18 protein-coding genes, 1 tRNA gene and 1 other RNA gene are annotated in these 17,504 nt (G+C 44.7%); 3 read left to right on the top strand and 17 right to left on the bottom strand.

Annotation, left to right across the window (positions count from 1 at the left end):
* Window positions 1-3: 3 nt before the first annotated feature.
* The 8 genes from B147_RS0113315 to hisB all read right to left on the bottom strand — a co-directional run bounded on the left by B147_RS0113315 (window position 4) and on the right by hisB (window position 8,135).
* Window positions 4-1,314, bottom strand: coding sequence for an HPr family phosphocarrier protein (locus B147_RS0113315; RefSeq protein WP_020587698.1), 1,311 nt, complete (start codon window positions 1,312-1,314; stop codon window positions 4-6).
* A 29-nt stretch (window positions 1,315-1,343) separates the two neighbouring features.
* Window positions 1,344-1,771, bottom strand: an RNA gene (gene rnpB, locus B147_RS30300) — RNase P RNA component class A.
* Between the two features lie 130 nt (window positions 1,772-1,901).
* Window positions 1,902-2,612, bottom strand: coding sequence for a zinc ribbon domain-containing protein (locus tag B147_RS0113310; RefSeq protein ID WP_020587697.1), 711 nt, complete (start codon window positions 2,610-2,612; stop codon window positions 1,902-1,904).
* A gap of 14 nt (window positions 2,613-2,626) precedes the next feature.
* A complete protein-coding gene (locus tag B147_RS0113305; protein WP_020587696.1) occupies window positions 2,627-3,442 on the bottom strand; it encodes a Nif3-like dinuclear metal center hexameric protein in 816 nt (271 codons plus the stop codon).
* Between the two features lie 174 nt (window positions 3,443-3,616).
* Window positions 3,617-3,693, bottom strand: a tRNA-Ile gene (locus B147_RS0113300).
* 72 nt (window positions 3,694-3,765) lie between these two features.
* Complete coding sequence (gene rpoD, locus B147_RS0113295) at window positions 3,766-5,646, bottom strand: RNA polymerase sigma factor RpoD (RefSeq protein ID WP_020587695.1); 1,881 nt, start codon at window positions 5,644-5,646, stop codon at window positions 3,766-3,768.
* Between the two features lie 23 nt (window positions 5,647-5,669).
* Window positions 5,670-7,451: a DNA primase gene (dnaG, locus tag B147_RS0113290; RefSeq protein ID WP_020587694.1), complete on the bottom strand. Its 1,782-nt coding sequence runs from the start codon at window positions 7,449-7,451 to the stop codon at window positions 5,670-5,672.
* Window positions 7,452-7,547: 96 nt separating this feature from the next.
* The gene (gene hisB / locus B147_RS0113285; protein ID WP_020587693.1) at window positions 7,548-8,135 is read right to left on the bottom strand and encodes an imidazoleglycerol-phosphate dehydratase HisB; all 588 of its coding nucleotides are present in this window, start codon (window positions 8,133-8,135) and stop codon (window positions 7,548-7,550) included.
* A gap of 248 nt (window positions 8,136-8,383) precedes the next feature.
* On the opposite strand from hisB, the gene B147_RS0113280 reads away from it, so the two are divergent.
* The 3 genes from B147_RS0113280 to B147_RS0113270 all read left to right on the top strand — a co-directional run bounded on the left by B147_RS0113280 (window position 8,384) and on the right by B147_RS0113270 (window position 10,201).
* Complete coding sequence (locus tag B147_RS0113280) at window positions 8,384-9,094, top strand: putative metalloprotease CJM1_0395 family protein (RefSeq protein WP_020587692.1); 711 nt, start codon at window positions 8,384-8,386, stop codon at window positions 9,092-9,094.
* A 72-nt stretch (window positions 9,095-9,166) separates the two neighbouring features.
* On the top strand, window positions 9,167-9,520 hold the full coding sequence (locus B147_RS0113275; RefSeq protein ID WP_020587691.1) for a flagellar basal body rod C-terminal domain-containing protein: 354 nt from the start codon (window positions 9,167-9,169) through the stop codon (window positions 9,518-9,520).
* A 159-nt stretch (window positions 9,521-9,679) separates the two neighbouring features.
* The gene (locus tag B147_RS0113270; protein WP_020587690.1) at window positions 9,680-10,201 is read left to right on the top strand and encodes a C40 family peptidase; all 522 of its coding nucleotides are present in this window, start codon (window positions 9,680-9,682) and stop codon (window positions 10,199-10,201) included.
* 55 nt (window positions 10,202-10,256) lie between these two features.
* Here B147_RS0113270 and B147_RS0113265 read toward each other — a convergent pair whose 3' ends face one another.
* The 9 genes from B147_RS0113265 to tmcC all read right to left on the bottom strand — a co-directional run bounded on the left by B147_RS0113265 (window position 10,257) and on the right by tmcC (window position 17,497).
* On the bottom strand, window positions 10,257-11,240 hold the full coding sequence (locus B147_RS0113265; protein WP_020587689.1) for a DUF2156 domain-containing protein: 984 nt from the start codon (window positions 11,238-11,240) through the stop codon (window positions 10,257-10,259).
* A 103-nt stretch (window positions 11,241-11,343) separates the two neighbouring features.
* Window positions 11,344-11,769 (bottom strand): GNAT family N-acetyltransferase, encoded by a 426-nt coding sequence (locus B147_RS0113260; RefSeq protein WP_020587688.1) that lies wholly within the window; start codon window positions 11,767-11,769, stop codon window positions 11,344-11,346.
* Window positions 11,766-12,638 (bottom strand): polyamine aminopropyltransferase, encoded by an 873-nt coding sequence (gene speE / locus B147_RS0113255; protein ID WP_051085667.1) that lies wholly within the window; start codon window positions 12,636-12,638, stop codon window positions 11,766-11,768. The genes B147_RS0113260 and speE overlap by 4 nt, the downstream gene beginning before the upstream one ends.
* A gap of 34 nt (window positions 12,639-12,672) precedes the next feature.
* Window positions 12,673-13,512: an adenosylmethionine decarboxylase gene (speD, locus tag B147_RS30295; protein WP_020587686.1), complete on the bottom strand. Its 840-nt coding sequence runs from the start codon at window positions 13,510-13,512 to the stop codon at window positions 12,673-12,675.
* A gap of 106 nt (window positions 13,513-13,618) precedes the next feature.
* Window positions 13,619-14,320: a hydroxyacylglutathione hydrolase family protein gene (locus B147_RS0113245; RefSeq protein ID WP_020587685.1), complete on the bottom strand. Its 702-nt coding sequence runs from the start codon at window positions 14,318-14,320 to the stop codon at window positions 13,619-13,621.
* Between the two features lie 17 nt (window positions 14,321-14,337).
* Complete coding sequence (locus tag B147_RS0113240) at window positions 14,338-14,724, bottom strand: hypothetical protein (RefSeq protein WP_020587684.1); 387 nt, start codon at window positions 14,722-14,724, stop codon at window positions 14,338-14,340.
* 295 nt (window positions 14,725-15,019) lie between these two features.
* The gene (gene tmcA, locus B147_RS0113230; RefSeq protein ID WP_157237884.1) at window positions 15,020-15,418 is read right to left on the bottom strand and encodes an acidic tetraheme cytochrome c3 TmcA; all 399 of its coding nucleotides are present in this window, start codon (window positions 15,416-15,418) and stop codon (window positions 15,020-15,022) included.
* Between the two features lies 1 nt (window position 15,419).
* On the bottom strand, window positions 15,420-16,751 hold the full coding sequence (gene tmcB / locus B147_RS0113225) for an electron transfer complex ferredoxin TmcB (RefSeq protein WP_026259642.1): 1,332 nt from the start codon (window positions 16,749-16,751) through the stop codon (window positions 15,420-15,422).
* An 86-nt stretch (window positions 16,752-16,837) separates the two neighbouring features.
* Window positions 16,838-17,497 (bottom strand): TmcC family electron transfer complex membrane anchor subunit, encoded by a 660-nt coding sequence (gene tmcC, locus B147_RS0113220; protein WP_020587680.1) that lies wholly within the window; start codon window positions 17,495-17,497, stop codon window positions 16,838-16,840.
* Between the last annotated feature and the right edge of the window lie 7 nt (window positions 17,498-17,504).

Genomic DNA, 17,504 nt, shown 5'->3' with positions numbered 1-17,504 from the left:
ATTTTAAATCAAATAACTCAATTCACGGGGTAACGGGATACCCTTGCCCATATGATCTTCACCGTAATTAACGCCGGAAAGGATTTTCAAATCATTTAACGCCCTGGAATCTCCGGTAAAGACGACCGTCTCAATCTCCTCTTTTTTAATTTTTCCCCCGGCCCATTGAATATCAAGAACCGAAGAAGCATCAAACTGGTCTTTTCCCACATGAAGCTTGACCTCTCCGCCGTAATGCTGGACGATTTTTGCCACCAAAAGGCTTGGCCGGCTGTGGAAGCCCCTGTCTTTGGGGATACCCACTTCAATTGTATCCGATTCCATATTCTCGTTTAAAACCCTTGTGGCCACAGCCTTGCCTGAGGACAAAAAACGGCCTGCATAATAAAGACAATAATTCATGGCACGGTCCAAAACAGCATCCGGATCAATAAGGTCGGAAAGAGAGAGACTGATATTTTTATACACATGCTTAAAACCGGTATCATAGAGGTGACGCTCATAAAAATGAAGTAAACGCCCTAAAACCTGAAGAATATGAAATACGATGGAAAAATGACTGCGCAACTGGCTTAAAAGTTCAGCATCAGAGGCCTGCAACGTGGTGACGACATAAGAATCAAAGGAAGACTGAATATTATGCACCCGCATTTCATAACTTCTCATTGCCACCTCGTTGATAACATCAGGGACAAGCTTGTAAATGGTCTTAAGGTCATAACGTTCGTAAAAGGTAAACTGTTCAAAATCCCTTATCAATTCAAGAAACTGACTGGAGATTCGTGTCAAATTTTTTTTCTGACTGCTTTTGGGCATAGCGTCGTCAATATTATGTTCCAGTTGGCTGGCAGTGGCAATGCCGGGAAAATAATCCAGGTCATAGCCGGACTCAGGAATGGTAATACCTAAACGTTTTGCCTCCCTCAAGGCAACGGGTGCTGCCTGGTGAATGGCATCCTGGAGAAATCGAAGCATATCCAGTGCTTCCTGTTTAAAGGCACTGTGGTTCTGATCCCCGAAATTGTAAAAGTCAAACCGGTCCAGGGTATGACGCTGGGAATAGCAGGCAAGGGAAAGGTGTCGAATTGCCGCTGATATTGCACGGTAAAACACCCAGTCCTTGTTCTTTTTTGCACCGTGAAAGTCAAGAAAATCCTCCATAATGTGGGAGGTGATTATCAGTTTTGAACAAAGTTTCTTGGTAAAAAGATAACTGTCGTCATTCAATTCAATAATGAACAGAATGCATTGAAGATACTCATATGAAAAAATATTTGCTTTTTCTTTAAAAGATATGTCGCAGGTTTCATTCATAGATATATATTTATCCAGTATTTAAATTTCGGTCTGACCGGCCCGTAAGCCGAATTCTGTTATCCTCTTGCGGTTACCCGCAAAAAGATCAACGGTCATTCATCTAGTATGCATGTTGCCATACATCTCAAGCAACCTACCCGGAGACTTGGACGGGCAGCCCTTAAGCGTCTCTCTATTTGGTCTTGCACCGGACGGGGTTTACCAAGCTTCCCCGGTCACCCGGGGAACTGGTGCGCTCTTACCGCACCGTTTCACCCTTACCCAGCCACTCATTCAATCGAACAGTGAGCTGTGCTAAATACACCTGTTCGACTCAATGAGTAGCTGGGCGGTCTACTCTCTGTTGCACTTTCCTTCACGTCACCGTGACTCCACGTTATGGAGCGTCCTGCCCTGCGGTGTTCGGACTTTCCTCCCGGCGTTAATTCGCCCGGCGACCGTTCGTTCCGGTCAGACCGAAATTAAAAATTATTCTTCTTTTATATAAGAAAGTCTGTGTAACCAACACAGATCTTTCAACTTTCGTTGTGGGCCGAAGCCTGGGTGCAGATAGACCAAGGACGGCCCGTGGCCGTTATAGAGTATCAACTTTTCGCATAATATAAAATTCTGCTGCACTGGGGGCAGAATATCAACTGGTTTCCTCGCTGAACTTCAATATACAACTGGGGTGGAATGTTCATAAAACATCCTAAACAGACCTGATCCTGCGCCTGGGCAACGGCAGATCCCTGGTTCATTTTGGAAATACGTTTGAACCGATCTAAAAGTTTAGGATCCAGACTTGTACCAATTTCTTTCTGGCTTCCAAGATATTCCTCAAGTAGCTGGCGGTCTTTAATGGTTTGTTCTTCAATCTGGTTCTGTTCAGCTTTGATCTGTTCTTCAAGCTGCTGATATTCTTTTGTGCTTTCGTCCACAATAGCCTGGGACTTTTCCCGCTCTTCCATGATCTGTAACAGCTCAGTCTCTAAGGCATCTTTTCTTTTTTTGTTATCATCCACCTCTCTGAGCAAAACCTGATACTCTTTATTGGTGCTTACGTTGCGAAGAGTTTCATTGCTTTTGATAATACGCGCATCAACAATTTTGATTTCATTCTCCATGTCAAGGCAATTTTTCTCAAGCATTTCAAGCTCTTCAACATTTTCTTTAAGCGCTGCGGCAAACTGTTTAAGCCTGGATGCCAGTTTGGTCTTCTTTTTTTCAACCTCGTACAGTACGTCCTTAAGACGCACTATTTGGGTCTCAGCCTCCTGAAGTTTTACAAGGGTGGCAATATCTGGTTTTGACATAAGGTGTTACATCCTCATATGGTTAAAAATGGATCTTGTTCCTGATCATATGTATTAATTACGATGTCATATTTTGCGGCATCGAACATCTGCCTAAGAAGGTTCTTCAAAAGCTCAACAGCAATGAATTCGGAAGAAAAATGGCCGACATCGACGGCGGATTTACCATGGGACTCTATATCCCTTGCCTCGTGGTATTTCAAATCCCCCGTAATATATACATCCATCCCTGAGCTTAAAAATTGAGTTGTCAAAGAGCCGCCTGAACCCGAACATAGTGCTGCTGTTGATACCATGTTCCCGGGATGACCAATAATTCTTACCCGGGGAATTCCCAATTTTTCTTTAATCCGGCAAGCCAGTTGTTCAAGTGTCATGGTTCCACCAAGCTGCCCGATGCGGCCAAGACCTTGAATTTGGCCCGCTGATTCATTTTCCACTTCATCGGCAAGAAAGACATCTGTGCAAAAAATACCCAACTTTTTGGCCAAATAGTCGTTCAGGCCGTCCTGGACTTTATCCAGGTTTGTATGGGCACTAATTATGGCAATCCGGGATCTTGCACTGGTCAGAACTGCACTTCCAGGCATCCTGGAAAAATCAATCTGCTTTTCATGTGACATGATCAGGGGATGATGGGTAATCAGCATGTCACACCCCAACTTTTCCGCTTCGGACAGCACCTTATCCGTGACATCCAGGGCAATTAAGATTTTGGACACCTGCCACCCGGGATCACCTGCCTGAAGCCCTGAATTATCCCAGGATTCAGCCAGAGAAAAAGGCGCAATTTGATCTACAATTTTAATAATCTGTTTTACCGTTGGCATGCGTTTTATTAAGTCTCAAAATAAAAAAGCGTGGAGTACACTCCACGCTTCAGATTTAGTATATTTTATATTGCTTTACAGGCATATCCATGTATGACCTGATCATCCTTTCCTCTTTTCAGCATACCAACCGGCATCCCTCCTGTTTAAGACCTCATTCATGAACAAGTTCTTTGGTGGGCCCACCTGGATTCGAACCAGGGACCGACCGGTTATGAGCCGGTGGCTCTGCCAAACTGAGCTATAGGCCCGGAAAGCCGCTTTGGTACTGCGTTGCAAGCAAATTTGCAATATATATAGTAACACCTGTTTACTGTCAAGCGTTAATTTTCGATGAATGTTTTTAGCTTTTTGCTCCTGGTCGGGTGACGAAGCTTACGCAAGGCCTTGGCTTCAATCTGACGAATACGCTCTCTTGTTACGGTAAAATCCTTTCCGACTTCTTCTAATGTGTGATCCGACTTTTCTCCAATACCAAAACGCATCCTTAACACTTTTTCTTCCCGGGGGGTCAGCGTTGCCAATATTTTACGTGTCTGTTCGGCAAGGCTTAAATCAATAGCGGCTTCGGAAGGAATGGAAAATTTCTTATCCTCAATGAAATCACCTAAATGGCTGTCTTCTTCTTCACCAATGGGTGTTTCAAGGGAAATGGGCTCCTTGGCAATTTTCAATACCCGCCGGACCTTATCAATGGGAATTTCCATTTTTTCGGCAATTTCTTCGGGTGAAGGTTCTTTACCCATCTCCTGAACCAGGTACCGGGAGGTGCGGATCAGCTTGTTAATGGTTTCAATCATATGAACCGGAATCCTGATGGTTCTGGCCTGGTCCGCAATGGCGCGGGTAATGGCCTGGCGGATCCACCAGGTGGCATAAGTGGAAAACTTGTATCCCCGGCGATACTCAAATTTATCCACAGCCTTCATTAAACCGATATTGCCTTCCTGGATCAAATCAAGGAACTGCAGACCTCTATTGGTATATTTTTTGGCAATGCTTACCACAAGCCTTAAATTGGCGCGGACCAGTTCACGCTTTGCGGCATCCGCTTTTTTTCGACCGACCTCAATCCCTTGCACAATTGCGTTGAGGTCATCCACACTGCCTTTGACCAGGTTCTTTTTTTCTGCAACCTGATCGCATAGCGCCATTATATCATCAAAAATAAGAGCAGCACGATCAGGAACAATTTCGCTTCTTGACGTGGCCCATTCAACAAACACAACCTGGTCTTTTGTCTGCTTCATCATGGTGCTGGGCTGGACATTAAATGTTTTTGCACACCTGGCCAGCAGATTGTCCACGGTTTTAAACCAGATTATTGTATTTTTGATACTTTTTTCTATATTATCAATAACATTGGATTCGAATCGCCAGCTTTTAAGCAGCTCAAAAATCTCTTCTGTGTTGCAGTCAATCTGTTCTCCAAGGCTGCTGTATTTTTTTGTGCCTTTCCTGGTGTTTTCAAGCTCATCCCGGCAGGACTGATTTTGCGTATGCAAGTCTCTTATCCGGGCTAAAGATTCAAGGAACTTTTCCTGTTTGGTGACCTCATCAACCACCCCGTCTCCCTCATCCACATCCCGGAGTACATGCTTGGGGCGCATGGCTTTGTCTTCCATTTTTTTACCGTACATAAAAATGGTGTTCAGCGCCAAAGGACAATCCAGCATGGCCCGTAAAACATCCCGTTCCCCGACCTCTATTTTTTTAGCGATCTCAATCTCACCTTCACGGCTGAGCAGGGTTACCATACCCATCTCTTTAAGATACATCTTCACGGGATCAGTAACCGCGCCAAATTCCATATCGGACCGTTCACGTCCGGAAGAAAGCGTTCCCTTGCTACTTTTCTTATCGACGTCGTTTTCAAGGTCTTCGTCATCATTACTCTTATGAGATCCGGATCCTTTGGCTCTTCTGCTCTTTGATGACCGGGAAGTCTTTTTGGGGCTTTTGGCCCTTCCTGGTTTTATGGCAGACGTATCCTCGTCTTTGTCACCAACCAGTTCAATACCCAGTTTCTGAAACTGAATGACAATATCATCTATCTGATCAAAGGATTGCAAATCATCCGAAATGGCGTCATTGATTTCGGCAAAGGACAGGACGCCTGTTTCTTCGCCCTTTTTAATGAGCCTTCGCATTTCCTCCTTGCCGATCATCACATTTTGCTCAGATTTGCCGGTCTTTTCTGCCATATATGCCTCCCAAAGGCTTAAAGTTAACTGTTATGCAACTGCTTAATCTGCTGCTGCTTAAGTTTGAGCAGCTCAATGACATCAACATTACAGCCCTCTTTTGCTTTTGTTAATTCTCTGACAATTTCTCTGTCTGTTTTATTTTTTATTTTTATAACCCGGTTGACCAGGACAGCGAACGTCTGCGCCGGATCCTGAACCCCGGTATAATCTTCCATAGCCATGGATGCAATCAACTGCCGGTCTTCATCGGTTTCAACCCGGGCCATGGCCGCACCCACAATATTTTGTGTATCCGTTTTGCTGTCAATGATTAAACAACCAAGCCGTTTAAGCTGCTTTGAATAAAAGCAAGTGAGTACCTTTTTTTCCACGGCAACCGAAATCAGTTCAGGCCAGTGGAGCATCATGGAAAGGAGCTGTTTTTCCCTTGGGTCTGATTCCAGAACGCTTTTGGACGCATCGTCTACCTCAGGAATCAAAGGGCCCCGGGCCAGCCTGTTTGCCTGCTTTTCATAGGCATCCTTTACTTTTTCAAGAACAGCCTTTTCATCAATATTAAGTGTTTCAGCAAGTTCACGTACATAGATTGAACGAACCGCATAATCCCGGATCATAGCCAGGTGCAGCTTCATCTCGTCCAGAACTTTTATACGTCCCTCAACGGAAGTCCCGTGTGTATCTAAGGCCAACTGCAGCAAAAACTGCATAACTGTCTTGGCAGTATCTGCAAGTTCAAGAAAGGCATCCCGGCCATGGGCCATGACATAGGAGTCGGGATCATTGTTTCCCGGAAGTACCAAAATCCGTGTATCAATCCCCTCCTGAACAAAAATATCAATGCTTCTTTTGGCCGCCTTTATACCTGCTTCATCAGAGTCAAATACCAAGGTCATGGTCGTTGCATAGCCTTTAAGGATTCTGACATGTTCCCGCGTCAAGGCCGTACCAAGGCTTGCCACACTATTTTTAATCCCATGCTGATAAAGGGAAAGGAAATCAAAATAACCTTCCACAATAAACACCTGGCCCTGCCTGCGGCACGCCTGTTTTGCCGCATGCAATCCATAAAGAATCCGACTTTTACTGTAGACCGGGCTCTCAGGAGAGTTCATATATTTGGGCATGCCGTCATCCATGACCCGGCCGCCGAATCCGGCCACCTGCATGTTGATGTCAAAAATGGGGAACATCAGCCGGTTCCTAAATCTGTCGTAAAATCCATTTTTCTGTTTTTTTTCCAGCACCAGGCCTGAATTGACCGCAACCCCTTTAGCAACTTTCTCTTGCCTTAAAACATTAACGATAGCATCCCAGGCATCAGGGGCAAATCCAAGCTGAAACTGTTCAATGATCTGTTTATCTGTCCCCCGCCGTTCAAGATACTGCCTGGCGGACCCGCCTTTTAAAGGGTCGTTCAGGAATCCGGTATATGCCTGCATTACCTTTTTATTCAAACGAAAAAGAGATTCCCGGATATGAACGGCTTTGCGCTGTTCAGGACTCATTTTTCGGGTCCCAATTATAATATTGTATTTTCTGGCCAGCATCTTTGCCGCTTCCGGAAAGGAGATCCCATGATATTTCATGACAAACGACAGGGCATTGCCACCTACACCACACCCAAAGCAATGAAAAATCTGTTTATCGGGATTAACGGAAAAAGAAGGCGACTTTTCGGAGTGAAAGGGGCACAGACCAAAGAAATTTCTACCTGACTTTTTTAAAATAACTGCCTCGGAAACAATATCAAATATATCCGAGGCAGCTAAAATCTCTGCAATTTTTTCTTCAGGGATCATCATTTTGGGTAGTGCAGGCTCCAAAATCTCAAATCTTTATGTGATTTAAATAGAATAAGCAGTGAATACGACCTGTCAACAACGAATCGTGCAACTGAACTATAAACAGCCTTTGGTGGATAATGCGCCTGATACCTGGGAAATCGGCCGGGTCGCAGTATGCAAAGAGCGTCCAAACGCCTTGAAGATGGACTCAAGAACGTGGTGCTCATTCTCACCGTACAAGGCATTAATATGCAGATTAAACCCGCCTTTAACACAGACTGCCTGGAAGAACTCTTTGGCAAGATACGCATCAAAAGCCCCCCGGGATTTCAAGCCGTTGGGGATATTATAAACAAGATAAGGCCGGTTAGACAAATCAATATTTACCCGGGACAAGGATTCATCCATAGGCACACTTGCGTCACCAAACCGATGGATCCCCCCTTTTTCAGACAATGCTTCCTGGATCGCCTGACCTAGAACAAGGCCGGTGTCCTCCACAGTATGATGGAAATCTACGTCAAGATCGCCTGTGGCTGAAATTCGAAGATCAAAAAAACCATGTACCGTAAATGCTGTCAGCATGTGATCAAAAAAAGGAATGCCTGTGCTGATCTCAGCCTTCCCCTGTCCGTCCAGATTCAGCCGGATGTTTATCCGGGTTTCCTTTGTCTGCCTTGACACCTCAGATTGTCGACTCATAAAAAATTTTCCTTGAAACCGGCAGAAATCTGTTTTATACAATCTTCTAATAATTAACTGGCACTATGCTTTTCTTTTACAGCCTATCAGGACGTAACGCCAATACGTCATGATGAATCCCTCTAAAATACGCGCATTCCCGGCATTTGTCAACGCCGAATCCATCGTCTGATATACATTCAAATAACCGATTGAAATTTCAGAATCAATTGGTATATTAAAGATATCTATCATTTAAGGGAAGCACCATGGATATTCAGGCTGCAGGAATAAACAGCTTTTATGTATATCAGTCCGCCCTTGGACAGGGACCTGATCTGATATCTTCGTCCCCGGGTTCCGGATCCAGAATACAGGATACACGGGGCAACGAAGCCCTGCCCCGGCCTGACGGTGAAAAACAAGTTGATTCGGCTTCACAGGCCCAGGAAGATGAGGCTGTCCAAAAAGAAGGCCGTCCACCAGCGTCCGATGAAGCGTCAATGCTTACCCCGGATGAGAAGCTACTCGTCGAAAAACTTAAAAAAGCTGACTCTGAAGTCCGGGCGCATGAAATGGCCCATATTGCCGCAGGCAGCGAATATATCACATCCGGTGCCACCTTTTCCTATCAGAAGGGTCCCGACGGGAAAAATTATGCGGTGGGCGGAGAGGTCAGTATTGACACATCTCCCGAACCTGGGGATCCCGAGGCAACATTACAGAAAATGCGGCGGGTGCGTGCCGCAGCATTAGCTCCTGCCCAGCCATCCTCCCAGGATTTAAAAGTCGCATCAAACGCTGCATCCCAGGCGGCAAAAGCCATGGCAGAAATTACACAGCTTATGGCAGATGAACAGGCCAAGCAAATGGAGCCGGCGGTCTCTGACTATACCCGGCAGCAGGTTTCCGATGCGTATACCAAAACAGGTAGCATACCCAACCAGGAGGCCCCAAATTCATTCCACATCGCTGTTTGAAAAAGGTGTTGTTATGAAGATAAATTTTTGATATTATTACATATCAATCGTTACAAACCAGAGGTAAAAATCATGAATATGACCGTCCAAAACAATGCTTCAGCTTTAAAGGCTTTTTCAAACCAGATGCAGGTCTCTTCAAACAATGTTGCCAACTCCCTATCAGACGCGTTTAAGGCAGACAGAGCATATAATGTCGAGGCAGAGAACGGACAGGTACAAACCTCCATCTCCGAAACCCAGGCAAGCGCACCGATGGTTGAAGATCCCCTAAAAAAAGACGGCTCCTTAAAGGAATTATCCAATACAAACATTGCAGAGGAAATGATTGTGCAGATTCAAGCCCAAAACGGGTTTGAAGCCAACGCCAAAATGATTCAAACCTATGATGAGACAACCGGAACCCTACTGGACACCATTGGATGAGCCGGTAGGTTTCCGCATAACACATGCCCACGTCACGGACAACCGCTGATAATCTAACGACCACAACCTATTGATTTGCCCATTGTGCTAAAGCTTACTTTTCCAACCCGAGCCCTTGTGACCTTTTTTTTATCTGTAGTGATATGCTTTGGCTGCGGCATGCCTGAAGTAACTGCCCCGGAGGGCCAGACGGAGCAGGCTGCCCTTCTCGGACAATCTGATGAACCCATTCATAAAACACCCGCCCCCCGGCCGGAACCACAGCCTAAAATCAACAGGATATCCCCTGTCAGCAATGCACGCCAGTCAATTATCCAGACTGCCGTGACTGCCGTGGGTGCGCCCTATCGCTGGGGCGGTCTTTCGCCCAAAGGTTTTGACTGCTCAGGGTTAGTGGTATATGCCTACAAAAAAATCGGGACTCATGTACCAAGAACAGCCAAATCTCAGTTTAAAAACTGCACATCAGTCTCCCGTAGAAACATAAAACCTGCAGACCTGGTTTTTTTTTCCGTACCCAGAAGAAGAGGGGTTGTTCATGTAGGGATTTACATCGGTGAAGGGCAATTTGTCCATGCCCCGGGCAGAGGACGCAAGGTAAAACGCGCCTCACTGAACAATATTTATTTCAAACAGCATTTCATTAAAGCGGGGAATTTTTTAAAAAAAGACGCTGGATGATCCTCTTTAAAAGCCATCTTAAAAACATGCGTTTTAAGATGGCTTTCACACACCGCTAATGGGATCTTAAACCCAGTTTCGGCACTAAAAAATATGGTTCAATCAACGCATGGGGAACATATGACATTTTTGCCTGGCGCAATCCAGGTATGCCAAGATCCTGTTCCCGGTTGATATATCGCGCGGTTCCTGTTAAAAACTTGGCGGTCTCATAGTTAATCATCTGGGCAGCACCCTTGAAAGAGACATCGGCTTTTTCAAAATGAACATCCCAGGTATCGTAGGATAGAGGACTGAAAACAGAAAACGCTGCAATTTCGTTTTGAACCATAAGCATCAGTCCGCTTAAACCCAAATCGTCCCAATGGGAAAAGGCCATTTCCATGGCATCGGATTCTTCGACCAAAGAGCGGGGAACAGAAGGCATGCCGTCAAGCAAACGCCGTTCAAACTGCATTAACCCCTTACAATCCGCCTCATTTATGGGAACTACGGAATAATCCGGGTACGCACGCTTAAACTGGGAAATGAGATTTTTTTTCTTATGCAGTTTATTTCCTTTTAACCCGATCAGTTCCTCTGTCATGTAAACATAATCCGCAGCATCCCGGTCAGAGGTAATAGTGAAATAGCGATCCAGATCCTGCCAGATATCTACGTAAGATTCAGGCACCAGTCCAATGTTTCCAGACAGCCCTGCGGAAACAGCTTTTTGGGACAAAGCAAACAATTCTTCAGGTTCCAGATCCTCTCCTATGGGCATAAATAGGGTCTGACTGCGGTCGTCATGAATAACCAGACTGTTGTCATAAAGAAACCATGAATAACGGTACAGGTTCTGCCAGCAAAAAAGATTAACAAAACTGTACTCACATGAACAGGGTGGGTAATGGCCCAGGAAATCAAGGATCAGGGAACGGGTTTCCAGATCAAACTTCCCGGGCTTTAGTATATTCGGTTCACTCTGAAGATCATCTGCACTGTTGGTGACTATTGGCTGCGTATCGTAGGCCGCCGATTGTTGGTTATGACATATCATTGTATTTCCTTCTTCCTGAAAGTGCCAATATGTTGTTATGTTACTTTCATACTTTATTATGGGTTGAAGCCTGGGTATCGATAGACCAGGTCGGCCATGGCCGTTATTCAAGTTTAAAGGGGATATAATCCTTCATTTGCCGGAATCCCAAATTTTCATAAAACGCACGTGTTCCCGGCTCACCGATTAATCCGATCCAGTCCACGCCCCTTTTTTTAAGTTCCTGGATCAAAAAAGTTACAATCATGCTGCCGATACCAAGTTTTTGATAGTCGGACAGCACAACCACGTCTTGAATATAAGCATCACTGCACAGATCGGAAAGGGCTCGTCCCATTCCAATTAGCTTTTTTTCTAAAAAAGCACCTGCAAACAAGGCAGATTCTTCAGGAATCCTGTGTAAGAATGCATCTGATATTTTATAATCGTCTTTCCACCACCCGGCATCCTGGTATAAAGCCTGAAACTCATCCACAGGTACTGTGCGCACAAGTTTTATCTCAAGCCCATTAAGTGTCTCTATCCTCATATACTTTTGCCTTTCAGCATTTTTTCTGCAAAATAGGGAAGCACAAAGGCCGCACGGTGCACCTCCATGCTATAGTATTTAAGTTGAGACTGAAGTACTTCGGGCACTGGACGTGCCGGCGCCGTAAGTTTAGGCCCCAACGATCCCATACACATACAGATATGACCGCCTGTATATGTTGGCACAATTATATTTGCATAGGCATATACGGGAAACAAAGACCGTGTAATGCCCATCAATTTTTCAACCCAGTCGGGGTGAAGGAAAAAGGATTCACCCTGGGTGGCAATCAGGCCGCCAGGCTTAAGCGCATATTTTAAATCCTGGTAGAACTGATTTTCAAACAAGACTTCTCCGGGACCAACCGGGTCCGAGGAATCAACAATGATTACATCATAACAACCAGGATGTTCCCGGACAAAGGCAGCGCCGTCTTTGATATGGACAGTCACCCTGGGATCGTCGAACCCACAGGCCATGGACGGTAAAAATTGTTTTGAAACCTCAATGACCTCTTCGTCAATTTCACAAAAATCAATTGAGCAGACCTCATCGTGACGATTAATCTCACGCAGGACACCGCCATCACCCCCACCGATGACAAGCACATTTTCAGGATTCGGGTGGGAAAACAGGGGCAAATGCGCCATCATTTCCTGGTAACTGAACTCATCGCGTTCCGTTAACTGAATGATGCCGTCAAGCACCAGCATCCGGCCGTGTGAACGGGTCTGGTACAGATCTATCTGCTGGAACCGACTTTTTTTGCTGTAAAGAAGTTCATCCACCTTCAACGAGACAGCGGTACCCTCCCACATGGGACAAACTTCTGAAAACCATCCTTTGTGTATGATGCCTGAATATGTCATCTATATATTTCTACCCCAATCTTGGCCATGGACCCTATTGTCTTAAAGCGACCTGCATCTTGTAGTGACTGCCCCGAAAATATGACAGAGAAAATTCTGCCAACTCACGGGGTTCATATGTATTGCAGGAAAAAAAATCCAGATATGCGGCATGGGTTGCATGGGCAAAATGGCCGGATATCCCAAAAGTTTCAATGGATCGTTTCATGGAAAAACCGGCTGCGGTTTCGGTTTCATCATAAAAAACCAAAGGTGCATTTTCTATGTCCATCATACCAAGCTTTCCACACACCCTGCCCGCAAAGTCTTTCATACGGTCCGGATCTTTTATCACATTAGGACTGCAGTCATATACATCAACAGACGTGGACATTCCCCAAGGATTTGAATTTTCGCACACTTTTTTCCAGGCTATGGGAAGTGTTCGTCTATCCATCACCTTTTCATTGCTGTTTGGGACACAGTCTCCTGGCCCGAGCTGCAGTATCCCCCTGTTCTGATCCGAAGAGATAAATACCCGCCGGGATGAAAATTGCGTTTCTATGGAATGAATGGCTGTGTCCAGATCGATATTGTCGGCACATGTAAAAATATCAACTGCCGCGTAATTATGTTCGGGCCAGGCATGAACCGTAAAATGGGATTCGGCAATAATCACTACACCGGACACGCCCTGGGGTTCAAACTGATGAAAGGAACTGCTGATAATTGTGGCCCCGCTTTCCCTGGCCGCTTTGAGCAGAATCAATTCAACCCCGTCCTTATCAAGCAGAACATCGGATGCGCAATCGTAGTATTCGATGGTAATATGCCGGCCCAGGGCAAAGCCTGAATCAGGATAACAGACTGCACGTTTTTTATTTTTATCAAGCAATTTTTTAAAAAATACTCCGAATAAAAATTTAAACCATATGCTCTTTAACCTATTAAAAAAAAGGTTAAAGAGGCAACAGGTTAAAAATAGAAAATTAAATGAACAGTTAGAAGACTTCCATAACAGATGAAAATCTTTGAAATTGAGTTTCTCTTGGCAGATTTTTGTCTTTAAGGCGTTCAATCATGGAAGACGTGTCAAAACGCAAATATGGATTCACCTTAAGTTCATCAGACAGACGGGAAACAACATGGTCCGGATTATATGCATCCGCATACCAGTTTAAATCGGGGTTATCCGGTTCAATAATTTTGGCATATTTCAAAGAGTCAAGAACATAATCGTGTCCGGCATAAACCAGGGTATCACCGGGCAGTGCCATCAACTGCTTTAAAGATTTAAAAAAAGATTCAAGATCCCCTGAAAAACAATTGCCGACCGTGGCATTAAACAACGTATCACCGGTTACAACAAACCTATCCCCTTTAAAACAGAGCGAATCCATGGTATGCCCGGGCGTCGATATCACCTCAAGTCCGGTTGCATCTTTAAGGTCAAGAACCTGTCCATGTGAAAACGTTGTGCAGTCAATAAAACGGGCATTTGTCCTTTTAACAAGGGCATTATTCCCCTGGGTGTGGTCGGCATGGGTGTGGGTATTGGTGACAATCTCAATGGAAATATTTTTTTCTGAGGCAAATTTGGCCATCTTATCCGGAGCCCCGGGATCAATGGCAATAGCGCAATTTTCACTGTAAACCAGATAACCCAGATTATCCGCACCGTATTTAAACTGTTGAATATCCAAACACTCAGTCCTTTATCTTAAAACATTTCATCTTCATCTACATCTTCCTCAAAGGCACCTTCATCCTCATTCCGGCCAGGGCCGCCGCCCATTGGTTCATCATCATACACATCAATATCATCCCCATCCATGAATTGATCATCAAGCTGGACATCAAGCCCGTGATCGTCAAAAATCATACTGATGGCCTCTTTGAGATTACGTTCAAAGCTTTCGGAATAACTGTCATCCTCATCTGCTGAAAACTCGTAGATTTCATCGTGCTCTTCGATCAGGTCCCTAAGATCTGCTTCCATTTCAGACTGGGCATAAAACTCGGCTTCATAAGCATCAATAATATCTTCATACAGGTCATATAACTCAAACGCCTCAACGGCATCAAAAATAGTCATTTTTTTTGCCACATTCAATCTCCCGGATTTGTACCTAATTTTTATGGTAACAATAGTTTTATGATTGTCAAATACCCAAACGCCATAATGTTTATCTCAAACATGTTTGTGCCTGAATACAGTTTAAAAGTATTATTGTTTGATAAAGAAGGTTTTATTTTTTTTCAATCCTAAAATTAAATCAGGCAAAAAAAACAGATTCCCCCGGACCTATTGATTAGATCTGAAAAAACCTGACAATAACACGATAAGAAATTTAAGCTTTTATTTCATATAGTTGTATTTTCATACCAACCAATAGGGCAAATCATTTTTTTTGATGGCATTCTGCACAAAGCAAAGGCCCTTTTCCTTTTTTAACATGGCAGCTTCGGCACTGGATATGAAAGGCATTGGTTAGCGTCATTGGGTTATGTGGTCCGGCAATAAGCCCGTGGCATTCCGAACAGGACGTATCCTCACTGGATTCCTCGGGCACAAGTTTCCCGTTTTCCCATACATGGTGGCAAACAGCACAGTCATCTATTTGTGCAGCTTCATTGTGTGAGTTGTGATCAAACACTGCGGCAGGACGCCTGAGCCGGCCAAACGCCGACGTGTCCATGCGGACAATATCTTCCACGGCAACGGCCCGCTTAATATGTACCATTGAAATCCCGCTACACGCAAAAAGCATCAATGCGATTATCAGAATTTTTATCTTCATTTTATCCTCCCGGAACATAGACCTTTTTATCCATGGTTTCAAAAATGATGTCTCCTAAAAATTTTACGTCCATGTCCAGTTCGTAATGGTGCACGATATCCTCAAAGCCTGAATGACAATTATGACAGGGGGCAATTAAAACTTTGGCACCGGTTGCTTTGAGTTGCTCAGCTTTGACGCGGTTATTTACCATACGCTCATTTTTATAAGGTGGTCCGCAGTTGATTACCCCGCCACCGGCACCACAGCAATAATTGTGTTCCCGATTTGGTATCATTTCCACAAAGTCCGAACAGGTCATATTGACCACCGCTCTTGCCATATCATGCAGCCCACGTCCTCTGGAGACGTTGCACGGATCATGAAGGGTAACCTTTTCTTTAAACTTTTCTTTTATTTTAATCCGGCCTGAGGTAAGCAGCTCATGGTAGAACTCAATGGCATGGACCACCTCAATGGGCGGCATTGACCATGAGACCCATCTGTTGCCCACATCATAGATTGAACGAAAGGCATGGCCGCACTCGCCCATAACAATACGCTTAACGTTTAAATCTGCGGCAGCCTCGTAGAAAGCCCTGGTGATTCTGCCCGAAATTTCATTATCCCCTGTATACATGGCCATGTTGGAGTTATCCCACCCCGGGCGTGAGGGCATTGTCCAATTTATGCCTGCAGCATGCATCATCACCGCAGCCTGATAAATCAGACCAGCCTGAAATTTAGGTTCTGGCGCAATGACTGAATACATGACATCGGAGCCTTTTTTATCCAGGGGAATGCGAAGATTTTCAAATTCATCCCTGGCATCTTCCTCCTGCCACTGCAACGTATCAATCCATTCATCCTCCTTAACCCACATCTGATTCAAGGCGGCTGAGTGGGAATTAACCGTATCCTGAATATACTGGGGGGTAATCTCAAGCTTGTGACAGATGCGCCTGACCAGCAGCATAAGATATGCGATATCAATTCCAAAAGGGCAGTACATGGAACATCTGCGGCAGACATTGCATTCCAGATGGGCTATGCGTACAGCTCTTCGTAAAAAATCCTTTGAAACATTCCCTTTTTTTTTAAGCATCTCCCATATGGTCTGTTTGACCTTGGCTGCAGGAGAAAATTTAGGGTCTCTGTCATTGGACAAAAAATAAGCACAGGCATCGGAACAAAGCCCGCAACGCATGCAGGTCTGAACATACGCCCTGAACCGTGCACCGGTCTCTTCATGGAATGTCTGGTTGATTACTTTGACTATTTTTTCCCGGGTAAGCCGTTCAAGCCCCCCTTCTATGGCCGGATCCATTTTTTTCTTCTGATCTTTAGTTTTCATCGGGGCTATATCCTGCATAGTGATCTCCTCTAATATGTCTTAAATCACTGCCTGAACAAAAACCCGTGTTTGGGCAAAAACACTAATTACCAGTCCCTTGCGTGCCTGACATTACCAAACTCAGATCCGGTATAGGCCCGGGTAAACGCGGCAAACACCATATGAGAAAACCGTGAAAACGGAATCATGATCAACATAAATTCCCCGCACAGAATATGAACAATCATTACCCATCGGTATGCAAAAAATTGATGATAAGCAAGGAATCCGGTAAAAAAGGGCAACAACACCACAGCAATCAGCAAAAAATCAGTTGGCGATGTTAAAAATTTTACGTCGGGTACCATAATCCGCCGGCCCCCAAAAAAGATCAGGGCGATAATAACGACAACCGTCATGGTATCTGCAATGTGGTCGTCAAATACCGGCCAGGAAATATTAAAGGCTTCCTGTACCAGTACCACGTGGGCGGACAGGAAAATGGGCACCGCGAACAAAAGCAGGTGAAACAGATAGGATATACTGTAAAAAAAAGGGTTTTTTCGGGTGGAGACAGGAAAAAAAGGAATCAGCCAGGCGCCAATGGAACGTAGGCTGTGAAAAAGCGTCAGGTAGGAAAAAATATATGATTCTTTGCGTTTAAGCTCCCGAATAAAAAAGCCAGCTTTAAAACCAAGGCCGCCAAAAAAAATCAAAAAGGAGATCCACACCATAGGGCCCATGATAAAATCTATAAAAGCATTCATATTCTTT

The organism is Desulfobacter curvatus DSM 3379 (assembly GCF_000373985.1).
Taxonomy (GTDB): Bacteria; Desulfobacterota; Desulfobacteria; order Desulfobacterales; family Desulfobacteraceae; genus Desulfobacter; species Desulfobacter curvatus.
Note: the sequence above shows the minus strand (reverse complement) of the source record. Positions and strands in the feature narration are given on the sequence as shown.

Bases quoted from the DNA above. Each gene is read 5' to 3' on its own strand.
- B147_RS0113315 (WP_020587698.1), bottom strand. From the start codon at position 1,314: ATGAATGAAACCTGCGACATATCTTTTAAAGAAAAAGCAAATATTTTT.
- tmcA (WP_157237884.1), bottom strand. From the start codon at position 15,418: ATGAAGATAAAAATTCTGATAATCGCATTGATGCTTTTTGCGTGTAGC.
- tmcC (WP_020587680.1), bottom strand. From the start codon at position 17,497: ATGAATGCTTTTATAGATTTTATCATGGGCCCTATGGTGTGGATCTCC.
- B147_RS0113280 (WP_020587692.1), top strand. From the start codon at position 8,384: ATGGATATTCAGGCTGCAGGAATAAACAGCTTTTATGTATATCAGTCC.
- B147_RS0113275 (WP_020587691.1), top strand. From the start codon at position 9,167: ATGAATATGACCGTCCAAAACAATGCTTCAGCTTTAAAGGCTTTTTCA.
- rpoD (WP_020587695.1), bottom strand. From the start codon at position 5,646: ATGGCAGAAAAGACCGGCAAATCTGAGCAAAATGTGATGATCGGCAAG.
- B147_RS0113265 (WP_020587689.1), bottom strand. From the start codon at position 11,240: ATGATATGTCATAACCAACAATCGGCGGCCTACGATACGCAGCCAATA.
- speE (WP_051085667.1), bottom strand. From the start codon at position 12,638: ATGACATATTCAGGCATCATACACAAAGGATGGTTTTCAGAAGTTTGT.
- B147_RS0113310 (WP_020587697.1), bottom strand. From the start codon at position 2,612: ATGTCAAAACCAGATATTGCCACCCTTGTAAAACTTCAGGAGGCTGAG.
- dnaG (WP_020587694.1), bottom strand. From the start codon at position 7,451: ATGATGATCCCTGAAGAAAAAATTGCAGAGATTTTAGCTGCCTCGGAT.
- tmcB (WP_026259642.1), bottom strand. From the start codon at position 16,751: ATGAAAACTAAAGATCAGAAGAAAAAAATGGATCCGGCCATAGAAGGG.
- B147_RS0113260 (WP_020587688.1), bottom strand. From the start codon at position 11,769: ATGAGGATAGAGACACTTAATGGGCTTGAGATAAAACTTGTGCGCACA.
- B147_RS0113305 (WP_020587696.1), bottom strand. From the start codon at position 3,442: ATGCCAACGGTAAAACAGATTATTAAAATTGTAGATCAAATTGCGCCT.
- hisB (WP_020587693.1), bottom strand. From the start codon at position 8,135: ATGAGTCGACAATCTGAGGTGTCAAGGCAGACAAAGGAAACCCGGATA.
- B147_RS0113270 (WP_020587690.1), top strand. From the start codon at position 9,680: ATGCCTGAAGTAACTGCCCCGGAGGGCCAGACGGAGCAGGCTGCCCTT.